This window comes from Streptomyces sp. NPDC005496, from assembly GCF_042872045.1.
Classification (GTDB): Bacteria; Actinomycetota; Actinomycetes; order Streptomycetales; family Streptomycetaceae; genus Streptomyces.
In genome coordinates this window covers 338,601-357,286 of the sequence record NZ_JBIAJQ010000006.1, presented here as the reverse complement: position 1 = coordinate 357,286, position 18,686 = coordinate 338,601, and the positions used below count along the sequence as shown (strand labels likewise).

At 69.7% G+C, this 18,686-nt stretch carries 13 protein-coding genes and 1 pseudogene; 8 read left to right on the top strand and 6 right to left on the bottom strand.

Annotated elements, in window-relative coordinates:
• Nucleotides 1-281: 281 nt before the first annotated feature.
• Entirely contained in the window at nucleotides 282-1,391 is a 1,110-nt protein-coding gene (locus ACFYQQ_RS20735) for a PP2C family protein-serine/threonine phosphatase (protein WP_388904933.1), read from the top strand.
• A 759-nt stretch (nucleotides 1,392-2,150) separates the two neighbouring features.
• Here ACFYQQ_RS20735 and ACFYQQ_RS20730 read toward each other — a convergent pair.
• Nucleotides 2,151-3,113 carry an AfsR/SARP family transcriptional regulator gene (locus ACFYQQ_RS20730; RefSeq protein WP_355787609.1) on the bottom strand — a complete coding sequence of 321 codons (963 nt, stop codon included), beginning with the start codon at nucleotides 3,111-3,113 and terminating at the stop codon, nucleotides 2,151-2,153.
• A gap of 385 nt (nucleotides 3,114-3,498) precedes the next feature.
• Here ACFYQQ_RS20730 and ACFYQQ_RS20725 point away from each other — a divergent pair, with 385 nt between their 5' ends.
• Nucleotides 3,499-3,948: a spore-associated protein gene (locus ACFYQQ_RS20725; RefSeq protein ID WP_355787606.1), complete on the top strand. Its 450-nt coding sequence runs from the start codon at nucleotides 3,499-3,501 to the stop codon at nucleotides 3,946-3,948.
• Between the two features lie 337 nt (nucleotides 3,949-4,285).
• Here the strand turns inward: ACFYQQ_RS20725 and ACFYQQ_RS20720 are convergent, their stop codons facing one another.
• Both ACFYQQ_RS20720 and ACFYQQ_RS20715 read right to left on the bottom strand, forming a co-directional pair.
• On the bottom strand, nucleotides 4,286-6,007 hold the full coding sequence (locus ACFYQQ_RS20720) for an MOSC and FAD-binding oxidoreductase domain-containing protein (protein WP_356240909.1): 1,722 nt from the start codon (nucleotides 6,005-6,007) through the stop codon (nucleotides 4,286-4,288).
• A 145-nt stretch (nucleotides 6,008-6,152) separates the two neighbouring features.
• Nucleotides 6,153-6,602 (bottom strand): MarR family winged helix-turn-helix transcriptional regulator, encoded by a 450-nt coding sequence (locus ACFYQQ_RS20715; protein WP_356175424.1) that lies wholly within the window; start codon nucleotides 6,600-6,602, stop codon nucleotides 6,153-6,155.
• 286 nt (nucleotides 6,603-6,888) lie between these two features.
• On the opposite strand from ACFYQQ_RS20715, the gene ACFYQQ_RS20710 reads away from it, so the two are divergent.
• Together ACFYQQ_RS20710 and ACFYQQ_RS20705 are read left to right on the top strand one after the other, a co-directional pair.
• Entirely contained in the window at nucleotides 6,889-9,720 is a 2,832-nt protein-coding gene (locus ACFYQQ_RS20710) for a multifunctional oxoglutarate decarboxylase/oxoglutarate dehydrogenase thiamine pyrophosphate-binding subunit/dihydrolipoyllysine-residue succinyltransferase subunit (protein WP_388904932.1), read from the top strand.
• A gap of 73 nt (nucleotides 9,721-9,793) precedes the next feature.
• Nucleotides 9,794-11,272: a DUF488 family protein gene (locus ACFYQQ_RS20705; RefSeq protein WP_356240914.1), complete on the top strand. Its 1,479-nt coding sequence runs from the start codon at nucleotides 9,794-9,796 to the stop codon at nucleotides 11,270-11,272.
• A gap of 9 nt (nucleotides 11,273-11,281) precedes the next feature.
• On the opposite strand, the gene ACFYQQ_RS20700 is transcribed toward ACFYQQ_RS20705, so the two are convergent.
• Complete coding sequence (locus ACFYQQ_RS20700) at nucleotides 11,282-12,424, bottom strand: TDT family transporter (RefSeq protein ID WP_388904931.1); 1,143 nt, start codon at nucleotides 12,422-12,424, stop codon at nucleotides 11,282-11,284.
• Nucleotides 12,425-12,849: 425 nt separating this feature from the next.
• Between ACFYQQ_RS20700 and ACFYQQ_RS20695 the strand changes: the two genes are divergently transcribed.
• Together ACFYQQ_RS20695 and ACFYQQ_RS20690 are read left to right on the top strand one after the other, a co-directional pair.
• The gene (locus tag ACFYQQ_RS20695; protein WP_355786203.1) at nucleotides 12,850-13,854 is read left to right on the top strand and encodes a DJ-1/PfpI family protein; all 1,005 of its coding nucleotides are present in this window, start codon (nucleotides 12,850-12,852) and stop codon (nucleotides 13,852-13,854) included.
• A 178-nt stretch (nucleotides 13,855-14,032) separates the two neighbouring features.
• Nucleotides 14,033-14,527: pseudogene (locus tag ACFYQQ_RS20690) on the top strand (DUF4383 domain-containing protein); the annotation flags it as partial.
• A 215-nt stretch (nucleotides 14,528-14,742) separates the two neighbouring features.
• On the opposite strand, the gene ACFYQQ_RS20685 reads toward ACFYQQ_RS20690, so the two are convergent.
• Complete coding sequence (locus tag ACFYQQ_RS20685) at nucleotides 14,743-14,922, bottom strand: DUF6480 family protein (RefSeq protein WP_355786206.1); 180 nt, start codon at nucleotides 14,920-14,922, stop codon at nucleotides 14,743-14,745.
• Nucleotides 14,923-15,015: 93 nt separating this feature from the next.
• Nucleotides 15,016-16,440 carry a pre-peptidase C-terminal domain-containing protein gene (locus tag ACFYQQ_RS20680; protein ID WP_355786209.1) on the bottom strand — a complete coding sequence of 475 codons (1,425 nt, stop codon included), beginning with the start codon at nucleotides 16,438-16,440 and terminating at the stop codon, nucleotides 15,016-15,018.
• A gap of 332 nt (nucleotides 16,441-16,772) precedes the next feature.
• On the opposite strand from ACFYQQ_RS20680, the gene ACFYQQ_RS20675 reads away from it, so the two are divergent.
• Nucleotides 16,773-17,720, top strand: coding sequence for an ABC transporter substrate-binding protein (locus ACFYQQ_RS20675; RefSeq protein ID WP_355786212.1), 948 nt, complete (start codon nucleotides 16,773-16,775; stop codon nucleotides 17,718-17,720).
• A 2-nt stretch (nucleotides 17,721-17,722) separates the two neighbouring features.
• Nucleotides 17,723-18,685, top strand: coding sequence for an amino acid ABC transporter permease (locus ACFYQQ_RS20670; RefSeq protein WP_355786215.1), 963 nt, complete (start codon nucleotides 17,723-17,725; stop codon nucleotides 18,683-18,685).
• The last annotated feature ends 1 nt before the right edge of the window (nucleotide 18,686 follow it).

The following is an 18,686-nucleotide window of genomic DNA, read 5'->3' as shown; positions in this document are numbered from 1 at the left end:
CGGAGCGTCTCCCAACTGCGAAACGCCTACCTCGCCGGAGCCGTCGGCTGAACGACACCGGTTGGCGGTGAGGTCCCGCTGCCGAACGGATCGCGCGTGCGACTTCCTCGCAGGCGGACGGGCGTCCCCTGCACCACTCGCCATTGTAGGGGCGTTGCCCGAAGTGGGCCCATTGGTGCCAAATGAACGGGTCACTGGCCCGTATCGGCAGAACCCGCGGCGAGTCACCGCAGGGCGTCACATCCGTCGGCTTGCTGCCTTATCCGCTTAAGATCTGAATTGTGACGAGACCTGCACGGATCCGACGCCGTCGGCCCCACGACGGACAGCGCCAGGCCGTCACGCTGTCGCCCGTGCTCGTCACCGTCCTCATCGCCGGCGTCGCCTTCGCCACCCCGAGAGAGATCGCTTTCAGTCGCCTCCTGCCTGCGGCACCCGCTCTGGCGGCAGCCATGTGGCCCGTTCTGCCCACGGTCCTGCTGGGGGCGTTCTGCTTTTTGATCATGATCTGCATCAGCTTCGTCCATCCCGATCTCGGGACGCCGTATACGGCTGCGGCCATCGCCGCAGTCACTCTCGCGGCCGCCTACGCCAGCCATCTGCGGCTACAGCGCGAGGAGACTCTCTTCCAGGTCCGGCTCGTCGCCGACGCGGCGCAGAAGGTGCTCCTGCGGCCGCTGCCGCACCGCATCCGGGACATCGAGATCGAGTCGCTGTACCTGGCGGCCCAGGAGCAGGCGCGCATCGGCGGTGACCTCTACGAGGTGGCCGACACACCGTACGGACTTCGCCTGCTCATCGGCGACGTACGCGGCAAGGGCCTGTCAGCGGTGGGCGCGGCCGCGGCAGTCATCAACTGCTTCCGGGAGAACGCGTACGACCAACCCGACCTGGAAGGGCTTATCAACCGCCTCCAGATCACCATGACCCGCTACAGCGCCGCCATCCCCGCCGACGATCAGCAGGAGCACTTCGCCACCGCGCTGATCATCGAGGTCCCGTACGGTGGCGGGGATGTCCGGGTCCTCAACTGCGGACATCCCCCACCGGTGTTCGTCCAGAGCGGCGAAGTCCGCGTTCTCGAGCCCACTGTCCCGTCGACACCCCTCAATCTCGCGGCGCTCCTCGGAAACAACTACTTCGTGGACACCATCGCCTTCGCGCCGGGCGATCAGATGCTGCTGTACACCGACGGCGTCACGGAAACACGCGACCCCGGTGGCACCTTCTTTCCGTTGCCCGAGTGGATGGGCCGCCACCGCGCGGACCAGCCCCGAGAACTGCTCAACCAGCTCCACACGGACCTGCTCCGCTACAGCGGCGGACGGCTCGACGACGACATCGCCGCCCTCGCCGTGCGCTACCGGCAGACGCCGACCCTCGACCGCTGAAAGCCCTGGACATCCCGGACCAGCCTGCGGAGTGTTGCCGCGGGGCATATCGGTAAGCGCGAACGTCACCGGTCGGCAACCCTGCGGCGTTGCCGATCACGCCTGTGACCTGCGATGATCCAACATCGTCAAAGATCACAGGGAAGCTGCGACATGCGAAGCTCAAAGCCAGGCAGTACGCGTACTCCGGACCGGATGAACTCGAGACGGGCGCTTACGCCGCTCCTGGTAGCGACAAGCATGGCCACCCTGGCCGTCGCAGGGTGCGGCGGTACCGACGACGCAGCGCAAGGATGGCCGGTTCGGGTAGTCAACGGGTCGAAGTGGGATGCACGCGTCCTGGGCTGTCCGATGTGTGGGAAGCGTGGCCTCATCGTCGCGGGGGATCCCGAGCGGGCGCCGGACGACGAAGACGGTGGCCCTTACTTCGGGTGGAACGAAGAGCGCGCGCCGGTCACGTACCGGTTGGTCGTCAACGGAGTTGAGTCGACGTGCCCCGTGATCGACCCTCGCCCCTCGACCACAGAAGAAGAGGGCGCGATAGGCACCCCTTTCATCGTCTATCTGGTGGACGCGAGCGGGAAGTGCGTCGTAGGACCGTCCAGCATGGCCGACTTCTGACGGAACTCGTCGCCCCCGATCAGCGAGCTCAGACACTGCACCTCGCATACGGTCAAGGCGCCCGAGCCACCGCTCGTACCGCATGTCCGCAGGACGGTTGCCCAGGAACCCGTCACCACAGAGCACAAGCCGCCTCGGTCAGTGGGCCGACGCCAGCGGTACGCCCTGCGCGACTCGCTCCCCACGCGCCCCCATGCCTGCTCCCTGCCCGGAGTCCCGAGCAACGGGCCGGGAGACGGTACCGGGAATGACGGCCGGGGTCTCGGGGGTGGCCGTCAGGATCGTGTGCTGCAAGCCTCGCAGCCGTGGTGAGGGCTCAAGCCCCAACTCGCGTCCGAGCGTGGCACGCAGCTGCAGGAAGACGTTCAGCGCCTCGCCGCGCCGCCCCGACCGGTGCAGCGCGATCATGAACTGGGCATGCAGGTTCTCATGCGTGCGGTAGCGGCTGGTGAGAACCGTCAACTCGGCCAGCACCTCGCGGTGTCGGCCCAGTCGCAGATCCGCCTCGATCCGCTGGTCCAGCGCGCACAACCGGCTCTCTTCCAGCCGCTTGACCTCCATCGCCAGCTGCGCTCCGCTCTGCACGTCCGCGAACGCCGTCCCCGACCACAACTGGAGTGCCGACGCCAGCGTCCGTGCCGCGCCGGCGAAGTCGCCGCCGTCCATCGCGCGGTACCCAAGGCCCGCGAGACGTTCGAACTCCCGCACATCACTTCGGCCACCACCGGACGACAGCAGGTAGCCGCCGGGCAGCGTCATCAGCACGTCCTTCGCCCCGACGGTGACAGCGGTTTCAGCGGTCGCGTCGCCCGGGACGGATGCATCGGTCGCGGTGCCGGCGACCGACGCGCTGTCTCCTGCGTCGGTGACCAGGGCCGCCGCGATCAGTTCTCGCAGTTGCAGGACATACGTCTGCAATGTCGTCCGCGCACTTCGCGGCGGATGCCCCGCCCACAACTCCTCGATCAGCGACGCGACCGGCACCACCCGGTCCGCGTGCAGCGCCAACAGCGCCAGCACCTGCCGCGGCTTCGGCGCCGACGGAGCCACCGACACCCCGTTCACCCGCACATCCAGCGAACCCAGCACACCGATGTCCACGCCGTCCCCCAATCCGCCCAGCCCGTCTGACACTCCACCATTCAAAAACAGCACGACCGGTATGTCAATACCAGACCGCCCGCCCTGTTTAGAGAACCCCCCGACCCGCCCTCGACCTGAGGTGCATCCATCCCCCAACATCCCAGGACCGCACCAAGCTTTGGATCGAATCCGGCTAGAGCGACGTCACGCTCGCCAGTCACCAAGCCTCCCGACCGGCCGCCAGAACAAACCGACGAACGCACCCAGCGCCCATAAAAAGAGACCGCATAGTCTCTATTCACGGCCGCTGACCTCCAGGTAACTCAGTTCGACCCCCTTGAAAGTGAGTGCCATCGCACACCTTCGCCGTGCACACTCGGCATCTCCAACACAAGGGGGAAACATGCGATTCACCCGTTCCGTCCTGGGCGTCACCGCCGTCGCGGCCCTGTCCGTCGGGGCCACGACCGCCCTGGCGGCACCGGCCTCCGCCGCGCCCAACACCACCCCGCAGAAGGTCTGCGGCAGCAGCTACAAGACCGTGAACTCGGCGCCCATCGGCTCGCTGGGCACCGTCTACCTGACCTACAACGCCACGAACGGCAACAACTGCGTGGCGACCATCCGCAACAACCCGGGCACGGCCGTGGACATGTCCGCCTGGGTCTACATCCCCGACACCAACGCCTCGGACGAGGACTTCGGACGGTACACGTCGTACGCCGGCCCGACCTACGTCTACGGCAAGGGCCACTGCGTCGACTGGGGCGGCCAGATCGGCGGCATCTACGTGCAGGTCACCGGCTCCAACTGTGCCAGCCTCAAGGAGCACCGGGTGACCACCACCCGCTGACCCGCAGGCAGGACCGACGCTCGCGGTGTCCCGCCGCCTCGCACGGCCAGGTCACCGCAAGCGTCGGTCGAACCCCAGGGCGCCGAGCAGCCTGCCAGGTGTGACACCTGGCCCGCCCGCTGTCACATCCGACAGTGACGATTCTCCTGACATCGACGCTGAATGGGTGTGGTCCCCGGCAGTCGGCGGCCGGGGACCACACCCAAGTACGGGCAGGCACGCGCTGTTTGGGCCGGGCCGGCGGTCGGTCGCCGCCGGCCCGGTGGCGCGTACGGAGCAGGTCTTCCTCGCCGAACGCACTCGGGGACTCGGCACCAGGTCGGAGACGAGCGCGGCCTCACATGTCGAGGACGATGTCGCCGTCGGGCCGGGCGCAGCAGATGAGTACCTCACCGTCCGGCGGGTCCTCCAGAGGCGCGGGGGAATAGGTCACGGCACCGGAGAGCAGGGGTGTTGTGCAGGTGTGACACACCCCGGTGCGGCAGCTCCAGCGGGTGGGGACGTCACAGGCGTCGGCGAGTTCGAGCACGCTGCGCCGGTCGTCGGGGAATGGAGTGGAGATGCCACTGCGGGCGAACGTGACCTGCGGCCCGGTTCCGGGGGCGCCCGGGGGTTGATGGGGCGGTCTGGCCGTTCGGGGGGTGAGGCCGGGGTTGATGGAGGGCAGCGCGGAGAACGCCTCGGTGTGGATACGGGCCGGGTCGATGCCGCCCGCCGTGAGGGCGTCGCGCATATCGGCCATGAACGCGTCGGGGCCGCACAGGTAGGCGGTGGCGTCGGCGGGAAGGGCCAGAGCGGTCAGGGCCTCCCGGGTGAGCCGTCCCCGGGTGAACTCGCCGCCGAGGTGGTCCTCGGCTGTGGCCGCGCTGTAGAAGACGTGCTCGTGTGCGCGCGGGAGGGTGGTGAGCAGGTCGTGCGCCTCGGCGGCGAGGGGGTGCTCCTGCGGTCCGCGGGCGCCGTGGATCCACCAGACCTCCCGGTCGCGGTCGTGGGCGGCGAGTTCGTGGAGCATGGCCAGCACGGGCGTGAGACCGATGCCCGCCGAGACAAGGACCACCGGCTCGGTGCCCCGGGTGAGGACGAACTCGCCGCGGGGCGCGGCGACATCGAGCAGGGCGCCGGGACGCGTCCGGCTGGTCAGGTACCCGCTCACCGTGCCGTGAGGTTCGTGCTTGACGCTGATCCTGTAGCGGCCGTCGGTGAGCGTCGACGACAGGGAGTAGCTGCGCACGGGCACGGGTTGCGCCGCCGAGGGGATACGCAGCGTGAGGTACTGGCCGGCCCGGGGGTCGGGCAGCGGAGTGCCGTCCGGTGACCTCAGGTACAGCGAGGTGACGGAGGCGTTCTCCGCCACCACCTCGTCCACACGCAGTTCGCGGAACCCCGCCCAGGCCGGGCCTTGTTGTGCGTCGGAGCCGTCGGTGGCGAGCAGGTCACGGAAGGAGCCCTGCCAGCCGGGGCTCAGGGCGGGGATGGACAGGGCCAGGCGCAGCTTTTCGGGGTCCCGCCCGGGCAGGTAGAGCAGGGCGTCGGTGGCGGCCACACTCAGCGCGCCCGGCCCGGTTCGGGTCTTGGTGATCGTGTCACCGGCCTCGATGCGACCCTCTCGGATGACGCGCATGTAGAAGCCGGGCCGGTGGTGGCCGACCAGCAGGGCCGGCAGCTGCGGTTCGCCGACGCGCAGCCCCACGCGGTAGCACGTGACCCTGGGCTGGCTGACTTCGAACTCGGCGTCGCCGATGGCATAGCGGTCACCGATGCAGACCTCGTCGTCGCTCAGGCCGTCGACGGTGAGGTTCTCGCCGAACTCACCGTAGGTGAAGTCGTCACGACCGAAGTGCCGCTGCCAGTAGTGGTAGGACTCCAGCTGGTAGACGAGGACAGCGCGCTGTTCTCCTCCGTGTCCACCTCGGTCGCCCTGGCCGTCCCCGTCGATGTTGAGTCGGCGGACCATCACCGCACCCTGTACCGGTTGCTTCCAGACGCCGGTGTAGACGGTCCTGCCCTGCCAGATCACGTTCTTCGGCATGCCGACGTTCACCGACAGCAATGAAGGCATCCCCTGCTCCTCCCTGGTGCGGGGCCTCGCCCACGCCGGCCGGGCGGCGACGGAGCACCGTCGTGGGTGTGCCGGTCACGGATCCGGTGTGACGCGGTGTGTCTCCTCCAGTGTGAGATCTGGACGGACGCCGTGCGAGACGGCGTCACCCTCGCCCTTTCACCGGCAGCTCGCGCCGGGCGGCGTTCCCGTCACCGTCACCGCGCGTCGGCACGGTCATCACCCCGTACCCGAAGTGCCGGCGCACCAGTTCCTGGGCGGTCTTCTCGGCGTCGGCCCACGCGGTGCGCCCGGCCTCGGTGAGGCTGACGTCGACCGTCCTGCGGTCCTGCTCACGGCGGTCACGCTCGACCAGCCCGGCCGCCTGCAGGCCTCGGAGCACGTAGGACATCCGGTCCCCCGATTCCCGCAGCGACGCCGTCAGCTGTGCGACGGGCATGGAGCCGGTCGCGGCTTCGGCGAGGGTGCCGAGGGTGAGGTAGCCGTGGAGCGACAGGCCGTGCCGTACCCGCAACTCACCGTGGAGGAGCCCCAGGGTCCGCAGGACTCGGGCGGGCGCCCACCGGGCGGCGGCCGGCGAATCGGCGTCATGCATGGTTCTCTCCCGAGGGTCGGAGCGCGGGCCGAGCATCCACGGCCTGGCATGCACAACCGGGGTCGCCATCGGAGTGGTCCCCGACCGGTCGGACACGACGCCCTCGGATCAGGACAGGGGCCCGGCTCCGGCGCTCGCCGAACCCGGATGTCCTCAAGTGAGGTAGTTGCGTCCCCTTCAGCTGCCCCCTCAGGCTTCCGGTCGTCCTACCTTCGACAGCGCGATTCGGTCGAACGGGTCGAATACCGGCAAGCGGTACGAAGCACGCGGCGCACGCAACATACGCGTGGGCCCGACGCACGGACCGCGTCCGGCAGCCCGACGCTCCAGACGAGGAAAGAAGGCGTTCTGCGCCGTGACGTCACAACCAGACACGGGTCGAGCCGTGTCCACCGCGGACTTCGGGCCCAACGCATGGGTCGTGGACGAACAGTGGAACCGCTACCGGCACGACCCCCGCTCGGTCGACCAGACCTGGCGCAACTTCTTCGCGGCCCATGACGTGCCCGTGCCGGCTCCTGCGGCGTCCGGGACGGCGGGCGCCGCCCTTCCCGTTCAGCGTGACGGCGGCGACGCGTCGGTGCTCACCGCCGTGCGCGTCGCGGAACTCATCGCCGCGTACCGCACGCGCGGCCATCTGGCGGCCGCCACGAATCCGCTCGCGACAGAGCCCGCTGCCACACCCCGAGAGCTCGATCTCGCGGCGTTCAGGCTCGACCACGCGGACCCCGCGGCGAAGGTCGTAGTCGACGGTTTCGCCGGGCGCACCACGATGGCTCTCCAGGACGTACTGATCGCCCTGCGGGAGATCTACTGCGGCTCGGTCGGCTTCGAGTACACGCACCTCACGGACGCCGGCGAACGGCGCTGGATGCGGGAGCGGGTCGAGGGCCCGCAGCACCGGGCGGACCGGGCCGAGAAGCTGCAGATCCTCTACCGTCTTGGCGCGGCGGAAACCTTCGAGGCGTTCCTGCAGAAGAAGTACGTGGGCCAGAAGCGGTACTCGCTCGAAGGCGCCGAGTCGGCGATCGTGCTGCTCGACGCCCTGCTGCTGCGCGCCATCGACGCGGGCATGGCGGACGCGGTCATCGGCATGGCGCACCGCGGACGGCTCAACGTGCTGGCCAACATCGTCGGAAAGAGCTACGCCCAGATCTTCGCCGAGTTCCTGGACACGGCCGACGTCCCCGGCGTCCGGGGATCGGGGGACGTGAAGTACCACCTCGGCGCGGAAGGCACCTACGGTGCGCTGACCGGCGGAAGCATCGGCGTCTCGGTCGTGGCCAACCCCTCGCACCTGGAGATCGTCGGACCGGTCGCCCAGGGAATCGTGCGCGCCAAGCAGGAGTCGGCCCTGGAGGGCGGCGACCCGCATCCGTTGTTGCCGGTCGTGGTCCACGGCGACGCGGCGTTCGCCGGTCAGGGCGTGGTCGCCGAGACGTTCAACATGTCGCGGCTACCGGGCTACCGCACCGGCGGCACCGTCCACCTGGTCATCGACAACCAGGTCGGCTTCACCACCCCGCCCACCGGCGGCCGTTCCGGGACCTACGCCACCGACGTCGCCCACGCCGTGGACGCACCGGTCCTCCACGTCAACGGGGACGATCCGGAAGCGGTCGTACGCGTCGCGCGTCTGGCCTTCGACTACCGGCAGGCGTTCCACAAGGACGTCGTGATCGACCTGGTCTGCTATCGGCGCCATGGGCACAGTGAGGTCGACGACCCGTCCATCACCCAGCCGGCGATGTACGACCGCATCGGCGCCAAGGCCTCCGTGCGCGCGCTGTACGCCGAGTCGCTGCTCCGTCGCGGGGAGCTCACCGCGGCCCAGGTGGAGGGCGCGCGCCGCAACTACCAGGAACACCTCGAACGGGCCTTCGCCGAGACGCGGACGACGTCGGCCGCCCCGGGAGCCTCCGAGGCCGGCGAGCACCCAGACGCCGAACAGCGGACACCGCGACCGGCAGCGACGTCGATCGACGAACCGACCGCCCGGCGCGTCATCGCCACCCAGACCGACCTGCCGCCCGAGCTCACCGTGCACCCCCGCGTGTTGCCGCAGCTCGCCCGCCGTGCGGCGATGCTCGACGACGGCACGATCGACTGGGCCACGGCGGAGACCCTGGCGATCGGATCACTGCTGCTGGACGGTGTTCCGGTGCGGCTGACCGGACAGGACTCCCGCCGGGGCACGTTCGGCCAACGCCACGCCGTGCTCACCGACCGGCGCAACGGCGCCGAGTACACGCCGCTGAACCATCTCGGCCCGCGCGCGGCACGCTTCTCCCTCTACGACTCGATGCTGTCCGAACTGGCGGCACTCGCCTTCGAGTACGGGTACGCCCTGGCGAGGCCCGACGCCCTGGTGCTCTGGGAGGCGCAGTTCGGTGACTTCGCCAACGGCGCGCAGACCGTCATCGACGAGTTCATCGCCTCGTCCGAGCAGAAATGGGGCCGGCGCTCGGCCCTCACGCTGCTGCTGCCGCACGGCCTCGAAGGACAGGGGCCGGACCACTCCTCCGCCCGGATCGAGCGGTTCCTCCAGCTGTGCGCCCAGGACAACATGACCGTCGCCCTGCCCTCCCTGCCGAGCAACTACTTCCATCTGCTCCGCCGGCACGCACTCGACGGCAGCGGCACACCGCTGGTGATCTTCACTCCGAAGTCCATGCTGCGGTCGAAGGCGGCCACGTCCACGCTGACCGAATTCACGCAGGGCGAGTTCCGCCCGGTGCTTCCGGACCTCGCGGCGGATCCCGCCCGGGTCACCCGTGTGCTCTTCTGCTCGGGCAAGGTCTGCTACGACCTGGAAGCCCGTCGAAGGAGTTCGGGGTCGGCGTACACGGCGATCATCCGCCTGGAGCGTCTGTACCCGTTCCCGGAGCGGGAGCTCGCGGCGGAACTCGCCCGCTTCCCCGGCGCCGTGGACGTGCGCTGGGTGCAGGAGGAGCCCGAGAACCAGGGGCCCTGGTCCTTCGTAGAGCCGCGTCTGCGCCGTCTGGTGAGTGGCCCGGTGGGATGCGTCAGCCGCCCCGCGGCAGCCGCTCCCGCCGTCGGCTCCGCTCGACGGCACGCGCTGGAGCAGGAAACCCTGGTGGCATCGGCCTTCCGCTGAGCAGCGGTCCCGGCGGGGGCCACCTGATCCATCGGCTCGGCGACCCGGGCTGTCCGTTCGCGAGAGGTACCCCATGGACAAGCACGTCACCTGCCGCACGATCGACGAGCAGGCGTCCTCCGCGGACGGCAGGCGCGTACTGGTCGACCGTGACTGGCCGGCTGCCGTCCCCCAGCGGCAGGCGCGCCTCGACGACTGGCTGCGCGAGGTCGCCCCGTCCGGCGAACTGCACCGCTGGTACAGCGCGGACGTCTCCCGTTTCGCGGAGTTCCGCCGCCGGTACCTGGGCGAGCTGGGGGACCCCGGGCATCACGAGGCGGCGGACCGGCTGCGTGAGCTGGCGGCCGGACACGACCGGCTCACCCTGCTGACCGCGGCCCGGGACGTGGACCGCAGTCACGCCGCCGTCCTCGCCGAGTGGCTCACCGCCGCCGACCGGCCGGAACCGGAGCCGATCCGGTCCGGTCCTCGTGCGGCCGTCTCGTCCGCGCTGGCCGATCTCAATGCCGGCGCGCTCGCGTTCGTCATGGGCACGGGGATCGTGTCGACGGCCCTGAGCTCCATCGGCGCCCATACCGCGTCGGCGGTGCTGCTCGTGGTGGCGCTGGCCGGGTTCGCGGTGCTGATCCCCGCCTACGGCTGGCGCCTGCTGCACCACCGGGAGCGGTTCGTCACCGACTTCCTGGGGCCGCGTTCCTTCGCCTTCCTCACCGTCGCCATCTCCTCCAACGTGCTGGCCGCCCGCCTCGTCCTGGACGGCCACACCGCGGCGGCCGGGGCGTTTCTCGCGTTCGGGACGCTGGCCTGGCTACTGCTCGACTACGGCATCCCTCTCGCCCTCATCACGAGCGTGCGCAGGGGCCCCTCGATCGACCAGGTGAACGGCACCTGGTTCCTGTGGGCCGTCGGATCGGAGTCGGTGGCGCTGGCGGCGGCCTCGCTGGGCCGGACGACCACGGGGCACCTGCTGCCGGTGCTGGCCGGGGCGGGCTGGGCCATCGGCCTGGTGCAGTACCTCCTGACCGCCGCCGTAGTCCTGGCCAGGCTCCTGGTCCGGCCGGTGCAGGCGAAGGGTCTGATGACATCCGTGTGGATCTTCATGGGGGCCGCCGCCCTCTGTGTGCTCGCCGGACTGCGCCTGCTCGAACTGCCACCGAGCGGCACGCTGCCGGCGCGTCCGGTCGTACTCGGAGCGTCCGTCGTCCTGTGGTCTTTCTCCACCTGGCTGATCCCGCTGCTGCTGGCGCTGGGCGTGTGGCGGCACGTAGTGCGACGGATCCCGCTGCGCTACGAACTCGGCTGGTGGAACCTGGTCTTCCCGATCGGCATGTACGCGGCCGCCACCTACGCGCTGGGACGCGCGACGCACACCTCGTGGCTGACCACCATGGGCCGCTGGGAGGTGTGGGTCGCCGGCGGCGTGTGGGCCGTCGCCTTCATCGCCATGCTGGCCACGGCCCTCCGCTCCCGCCTCGTCGCCGGCCACGGCGGCCGCCCGGACCCGGACGGCAGGGCCCGGGCGGACCTGACCTCGACGTCCCCCGGCGCGTAGGCGCGGGCCTCAGCCTCGTCCTCGCCAGTTGCCGGAGGCGTGGCGCAGCGAGTGCCAGGCGACCACCGCCCAGGCGGCGACGAGCACCGCGTAGAGGCCCACGGCGCTCCACACGAACAGTTGTGAGCCGGTGAGGGAGGCGATGGCTCCGGTGCCCGTCACGCAGGCGCCGAGCGGGAAGATGAAGGACCACCAGGTGGGTGCGAAGGGCAGGCCGCGTCGGATCTCCCGTACGGTCAGCGCCGTGGCGAGCACCAGCCACAGCATCGCGAAGCCCCACACCCCGACCCCGCCGAGGAGCGCGGCCACGGCGACGCCGTGCACGTACGGAGCGGGCAGCGCGCTAGGCGCCGCCGTGGACAGCGCGCCGAGCGCCGTCACGGCCTGGTCCAGCGCCCCCACCGCGATCCACACGGTGGGCACCACCGCACCGATGGGCGCGTCATGGTGGACGAGACGGCTGTAGACCATCGCCAGCACCAGCAGGACGGCCATGAGCCCGAGCCCGAGCATCGCGTAGCAGCCCAGGAGCATGGCAAGTCTCGGCTGCCCGGCCGGGGCGTGCGGGATGAGCAGCGCGCCTGTCGCGGCGGAGACCAGCGGCGGTACGACCGGCAGCAGCCACCCGCCGGACGCCGCGTCCGCGGTGAAGCGGTGACGGGTGATCATCAGATACGGAACGGTGCACGCGGCGCCCAGACCGAGGACGGTTCCGGCGGACCACAGCACCCAGTCCACGTCCAGCGCGGCACGTGCTCCGATCACCCGCTCCCCCAGCAGGAGGGATCCGGCGCCGACGGTGAGCAACGCCATCGGCGGCGCCCCGAAGAACTGCGCCAGCACCGGGTCGGCGGCGTGCACGCGCACCGCGCGCCTTCGGACATAGCCGATGACGAGGGCGGCCAGCAGCAGCGCGGCCCCCGCCCAGACCACCGTGGCGGCGTCCCGCAGTCCGGTGAAGCTCCGGGGCAGGGTGGCGGCGGCGTTGGCGACGATCCCGGTGCCCATGACGGCCGCGAACCAACTGGGGCTGAGGAGCGCGCGGCCCCGTGCGTCCCCTTCGGGCTGCGCGATACGGGCGTCGGCCGGGCGTTCTGTGCCCGAGCCGCCTTCTGGGGAGAGCGCTGGGGTCGTGCTGGTACGGGGTGTCACGGTGCGGAGGGCCCTGTCTTCTCGAAGCGGGCGCACCGTCGGTGACCGGCCGACCGGACGGCCGTCTCGCGGCAGCTCGCAGTCGCGGCCGACCCCGCCGGCACGTTGATCTCGAAGCTAGGGCGAGAGACCCACGACGTCACAGATCAGGGCGGGCCACGGCGCCCTCACTCCGGGACATGAGGGTCCGCCCTCGTACTCCCGCGACCGCGGATGGGGCCTCCAGGCTCTCCATGTCCACGACCGAGGGTCTTGTGTCCTGTTGGGGGGCATGGCGAGGGGGCCGTTGGCCGTTGAACGCGAGTGGACCGGTGAGCACCCACAGGTGACGGACGATGCCTGGCATGCACATCGACACCAGGTAGTTCGGATTTCAAACTTACTTTGCTATGATCGAACGCGTACAGCCGCGCAGGAGGCTCACCATGACGGACAGGTCGCCCGGCCAGAAGCCGCTGCTGGTGACGGTGCTGGTCTTCCCGGGCGTACGGCTCCTGGACGTCACCGGGCCGATCGAGGTGTTCGCCACGGCCAACGAGTTCGGCGGCCGCTACCGCGTGCGTACGGTGTCACCGGACGGCGCCGACGTCACGACCTCCGCGGGCACTGGCCTGAGCGTCGACCTCGCCGCCCCGGACGTGTCGTACGTCAGCGATGTCGTCCTCGTCCCCGGCGGTCCCGAATGGCCGTCCCTGATCAAGGACGACGCACTGCTGAGCGCCGTCCAGGCACTCGACGCACGCAGCCGCCTCACCGCGTCCGTCTGTACCGGCGCCTTCCTCCTCGCCGCGGCCGGGCTGCTCGACGGGCGCAGGGCGACCACCCACTGGCGCCACACCGACCAGCTCGCGCTGCGGTACCCACGGGTGACGGTGGACCCCGACGCGCTGTTCGTCCGCGACGGCCGCATGATGACGTCCGCAGGCGTCAGCTCGGGTATCGACCTGTCGCTGGCCCTGGTGGAGGAACACCTGGGCGTCGACGTCGCCCGGGCCGTCGCCAAGGACATGGTCGTCTTCATGCAGCGGCCCGGCGGCCAGTCGCAGTTCAGCGTCCGCACCAGCAGCCCGCACACGAGGCAGGACATGCTGCGCCGGGTCCTCGACGCGGCGACCGAGGACCCCTCCGCCGATCACACCCTGTCGGCCATGGCGCGCCGAGCCGGCATCAGCACCCGCCACATGACCCGCCTGTTCCGCGAGGAGCTCGGCACGACTCCCGCCCGCTACGTGGAACAGGTCCGCATGGAGGCCGCCAAGGCCATGCTCGAAGGCGGCGACGACCCCATGGCCTCGGTCGCACGGCACAGCGGCTTCGGCTCTCCGGAGTCGCTGCGCAGGGCCTTCGCGCGCAACCTCGTCATCACACCCGGGGCGTACCGAGCGCGTTTCCGCACCACGGGCGCGACGAGTGACCGGCCCCATGACTGACTCCTCCGAGCTCTGAGAGCCCTCGGACCGGCCTCTCCCCCGGACCCCTCTGCGGACGCTGTCACCCGTTTGCCCTGCAACCGTCCGCGACGGCACGGGCGAATAGGAGACAGCGCCGCCGTCGCACGCGCGCGGCCCCTGGCGGGACACGACGTCCCCGCTTCGGAGAGGACCGGATATGAAGCTCAGTGACGAGTTCCCCGTCGACCACAAACTGGCGACGGTCTACCGCTACAGCGCCGCCGCCTGCGGCCTGATCGTGCTCGCCTTCGGGCTCCTCGGTTTCGCCGACCAGCTGAGCCCGTTCAACACGGACGGGCAGCAGATCGCGGGCATGTCGACCAACGGCGTCCTCAGTCTGATCTCCGTCATCGTCGCGCTGGTGCTCATCGGCGGTGCGATCGTGGGAGGCAACTTCGCCTCGACACTCAACATGTCGATCGGCGCACTGTTCCTGGTGAGCGGCTTCGCCCACATCTTCATCCTGGACAAGCCGGCCAACGTCCTCGACTTCGGCATGACCAACGTCATGTTCAGCTTCGTCATGGGACTGATCATCCTCACCTGCGGGATGTACGGCCGGGTCTCCAGCAAGCTGTCCCACGACAACCCGTACTGGCGCCGCCGCCACGCACGCCAGGCCGCCAAGGAGTCCCTGGCCCGGCGCCGTGCGGTGCAGTCACCCGCCGCCCTGTCCACCGGCGGCGACCGGGCGCTCACGCCGCCCGCGGCCACATCGACCGAGGCACAGGGGGATAGGGACCGAGGACTCATCGGCCCGCGCGAGTTGTTGCTCGTCGCGGGCCGCTGCGTCCTCGACCTGGCCCGCGGCCTGCCTTCGCCGCTCCGCCCCTGCCTCAAAGGGCTCAGAAGGGGATGCGGGAGCATTCAGAAGGAGGTGATGCGAGCGATGAAATAGCCCGCGACGAGCACTGCACCGGCGATGATGAGGCAGATCCACAGCACGGGGTGCTCCCAGGGCCCGCCGTCGGCGAGTTCCTGGTGGGCTTCGGCTGTGGAGCCCTCGACCGGTGGTGTCTCTTCGGGAGGGACGAGTGGGTCCGTCATGACTCCAGCTTGCGGGACGCACCGACACCGTGCACCTGCGAAGCACGTGTGGGGCCTGTGACCTCCCGCGCTCCCCGGTCACGGCGCGTGGGGTCAGCTCTTCGTCAGGGTGCAGGTGTACGCGGAGGTGCCGGATCCTGCGTATGCCTCTACGTCGACGTAGTAGGTGCCCGTGCCGGAGGCGGTACGCGTGAAGGTGAGCGCTTCGTCGGTGCCGGCTCCGTCGTTGACGGAGCGCGCGAGGGTGCTGCCGGTGGAATCGAGCCAGTACAGGTCCGCGTCGTAGGCGGCTGGTACGGAGCAGGTGAGCGAGGCGGTCTGCCCGGAGGCGAGGGAGACCCGGAAGTAGTCGCGATCGTTGGCGGCCTGCATGGCGCCGGTGATCGTCGCGGGTGAGACGAGGGTGCCGGCGTCGTCGGCGGTGTCGCGGGTGTCGTTCGGTTCGCTCTCCACGAGAGCGGTACCGCCGGCCTGGTCGCAGTCCGTGACAGGTGTGCCCGAGTAGAGACTGGCGTCAGGCACACCGGCGGTGACGCTGCGCAGGTAATAGCCGCAGGTGGGCCGGTTCCTGAAGTCGAAGGCGGTGCCCGGCGTCAGGCGCCAGATCTTGAAGCCGGAGTAGGTCAGCGGCTTGCGCTCGACGGCCTGCTCTGGCTGGTGGTCGCCCAGAACGACATAGGCGTCCTTGCCGTACTGCGTGGCTTTGCCGTCGCGGTCGACGAACAGGGAGCCGCCCTCTTCCACGCCCACGCCCCAAGCCGCTCCCCCAGTGGTCAGGCCGTCCTTGACCGCTCTGGCGACGAAGGCCATGGTGCGGCCCATGCGGTCGCGGGTGACGAAGTGGGAGTCGTTGATCACCGCACCGTAGTCGGCCCATTGGAACATGCCGGTGGTGAAACTGACCGCGCGGTCGTAGGGGTTGGCGAGTGCCTGCGTGCTGGTGACGCTGCCGTTGCAGGCGTCGTAGACGACCGGGCTGTTGATGTGGTGCCCGGCGCTGCCGCCGCCGGCTCCGCCGCCCTTGGCCACCACCGACTCCACGGACGCCTCCAGCGCGGTCCCCTTCCACGCCGCGTAGCGACACTGGTCGCCGCCCGCGAAGTAGACGAACTCGGCATTGCGGATGTCGGTGTTGACCTGGCTGTTGCTGCCGTCGGCGGCGGTGGTCAACGTCCAGGTCGTGCAGGAGTTGACGCCTGGAATGGTCATGACGGTGTCACACTCGGGCGTCGCGCTGCCGGAGGTGGGCGCGGAGCCGGCGAGGACGACCACGTCGAGGCTTCCGGTGCCGCCGCGGATGTCGTCGACGGCTCGGGTCATCGAGGCCGCCACGACACCGCCCGCGCCGTTCATGGTGAACGCCGGCCCGTTCCAGGAGGCGCGGCTCGCATCGTTGGCGCTGCCGAGCCTGACGCGGTTGGCGGACGCGTGCGCGGGCTGGGGAACGGTCAGCGGCAGGGTCAGAGCGCACAGCGATACGGCGGCGTAGGCGGCCTTGCGTGCATGACGTGACGTCACGAGGACTCCAGGGGTTGGGAAGTGGGCCTCTTCCCGACGGACGGCGCGCAGCTGTCGGCGCCGGAGAGCGAGGCCCTTCGATGGTGGTAGCGGACGATACAAGTCAACGCACGGCATCGAAAGATGTATGACTGTGCGGCCTTCGATCCGCGAATGCACTCCGGTCGATCCGGCAGAGATCCAGTGCTCCCGACCTCTGCGTGATCACCTGTGCGGCGTTACATGAAAGTAACGCTCGATACATCTAGCCACCATCACGTTCTATCTGTAACTTCCTGCAGTACCGCCGACGGCAGGGGTCCGTCGGCAGAACGATCGAGAGGTCCACCACGATGAACACTCGTCTCGCCCGGAGTGCGGCGACCGCCGCGACGGCGGCCCTGGCTTTCACGACGCTCTCCGCCTGCCAGGACGGCGGCGACTCCACGCCCGCGGCGAACGGGAAGGTCTCGATCGCCGGAGTCGAGATCACCAGGGAGCAGGCCCTGCACGACATGCTCCCCGAGAAGATCCGGGAGGCCGGGAAGGTACGGGTGGCGACCGATGTGCCCTACCCGCCCTTCGAGATGTTCGTGAAGGAGGGCGAGAGCGGGCTGACCGGGCTGGACCACGACCTGGGCCAGGCACTGGGCGGAAAGCTCGGGGTGACGTTCGCCTTCACACCACAGAAGTTCGACGGCATCGTCCCGGCCATCCAGGCCGGCAAGTTCGATGTCGCGATGTCAGCCATCACCGACAACAAGGAACGGCAGCAGGTCGTCGACTTCGTCGACTACTCCCAGTCCGGTTCGGGCATCCTCGTCGCCGACGGCAACCCCGACAAGATCACCGATCTGGACGGACTGTGCGGACGAAAGGTCGCCGTGCAGGCCGCGACCAACCAGCTCAAGCTGCTCAAGACCCGACAGGCCGACTGCTCCGCCGCCGGCAAGGGCAGGATCGACATCCAGACCTTCCCCAAGGACTCCGACGCGCAACTCGCCCTGCGTTCCGGCAAGGTGGCCGCGCAGGTCCTCACCAAGCCCGCCGCGGGCTGGGTGGCCAAGACCGCGGACAGCGGCAAAGCCTTCGACCTGGTCGAGGACCCCAAGGCACCCGGCGGCTACAACGCCTCGCCCAACGGCATCGCCGTCAGCAAGCAACTGCCCGAACTGACCGAGGCGATCCAGAAGGCCCTGCAGTCGCTGATCGACGACGGCACCGTCGCCAAGATCTACACCAAGTACGGCGTGGCCTCGATCGCCGTGAAGGAAGCCACCCGGAACGCGGCGGTGGACTAGGGATGATCGACACCAAGGACACCCTCAAGGCCCCACCCGCCGGCGACCTCGGCGCCCAGGATCTCGAAGTGGTCCCGGTCCGCAACTACGGGCGCTGGATCGCCGCCGTGACCAGCCTGCTGGCGCTCGTCGGGCTCAGCGGCTCGCTCGCGAAGAACGACAACCTGCACTGGGACGTCGTCGGGCACTACCTGTTCGCCGACCTCATCTTCGACGGACTGGGCACCACACTCTGGCTCACCGCCGCAGCCATGGCCCTCGGCCTCGGCGTGGGCACCTTGATCGCCGTAATGCGCCTGTCGTCCAGCCCGGTGCTGTACGGCATCGCCACGGCGTTCGTCTGGGTCTTCCGCGGCACGCCGCTGCTCGTACAGATCATCTTCTGGGGGTACGCGGCAGCCCTTTACAAGTACATCAAGATCGGCGTCCCGTTCACGGACATCACCTTCTTCCAGACCGAGACCAACGCCGTACTCACCCCCGCCATCGCCGCGCTGCTCGCCCTCGGACTGAACGAGGCCGCCTACGCCTCCGAGATCGTCCGTGCCGGCATCCAGTCCGTCGACTTCGGCCAGACCGAGGCGGCCCACTCACTGGGCATGCGACCGGCGCTCACCATGCGCCGGATCGTCCTGCCGCAGGCGATGAGGGTCATCATTCCGCCGATGGGCAACGAGACCATCAACATGCTGAAGATGACCGCCCTGGTCTCGGTCATCTCCGCGCACGACCTCATGTCCAACATCCAGGACGTGTACGCACAGAACTACCAGGTCATCCCCATGCTGGTCGTGGCGAGCCTCTGGTATCTGGCGCTGGTGAGCGTGCTGAGCATCCCTCAGGCGTGGCTGGAGCGCCGCTACGGACGTGGCACAGCACGCGGCGGACACACCTCTCCCCTGCGGCGGATGGTCGGCGGCGCCGTGGGACTGATCGGCAAGAAGGACAAGGAGGACGGCCGATGAC

Coding starts and splice junctions, on each gene's coding strand:
- ACFYQQ_RS20725 (WP_355787606.1), top strand. CDS start 3,499: ATGCGATTCACCCGTTCCGTCCTGGGCGTCACCGCCGTCGCGGCCCTG.
- ACFYQQ_RS20695 (WP_355786203.1), top strand. CDS start 12,850: ATGACGGACAGGTCGCCCGGCCAGAAGCCGCTGCTGGTGACGGTGCTG.
- ACFYQQ_RS20675 (WP_355786212.1), top strand. CDS start 16,773: ATGAACACTCGTCTCGCCCGGAGTGCGGCGACCGCCGCGACGGCGGCC.
- ACFYQQ_RS20685 (WP_355786206.1), bottom strand. CDS start 14,922: ATGACGGACCCACTCGTCCCTCCCGAAGAGACACCACCGGTCGAGGGC.
- ACFYQQ_RS20705 (WP_356240914.1), top strand. CDS start 9,794: ATGGACAAGCACGTCACCTGCCGCACGATCGACGAGCAGGCGTCCTCC.
- ACFYQQ_RS20715 (WP_356175424.1), bottom strand. CDS start 6,602: ATGCATGACGCCGATTCGCCGGCCGCCGCCCGGTGGGCGCCCGCCCGA.
- ACFYQQ_RS20720 (WP_356240909.1), bottom strand. CDS start 6,007: ATGCCTTCATTGCTGTCGGTGAACGTCGGCATGCCGAAGAACGTGATC.
- ACFYQQ_RS20670 (WP_355786215.1), top strand. CDS start 17,723: ATGATCGACACCAAGGACACCCTCAAGGCCCCACCCGCCGGCGACCTC.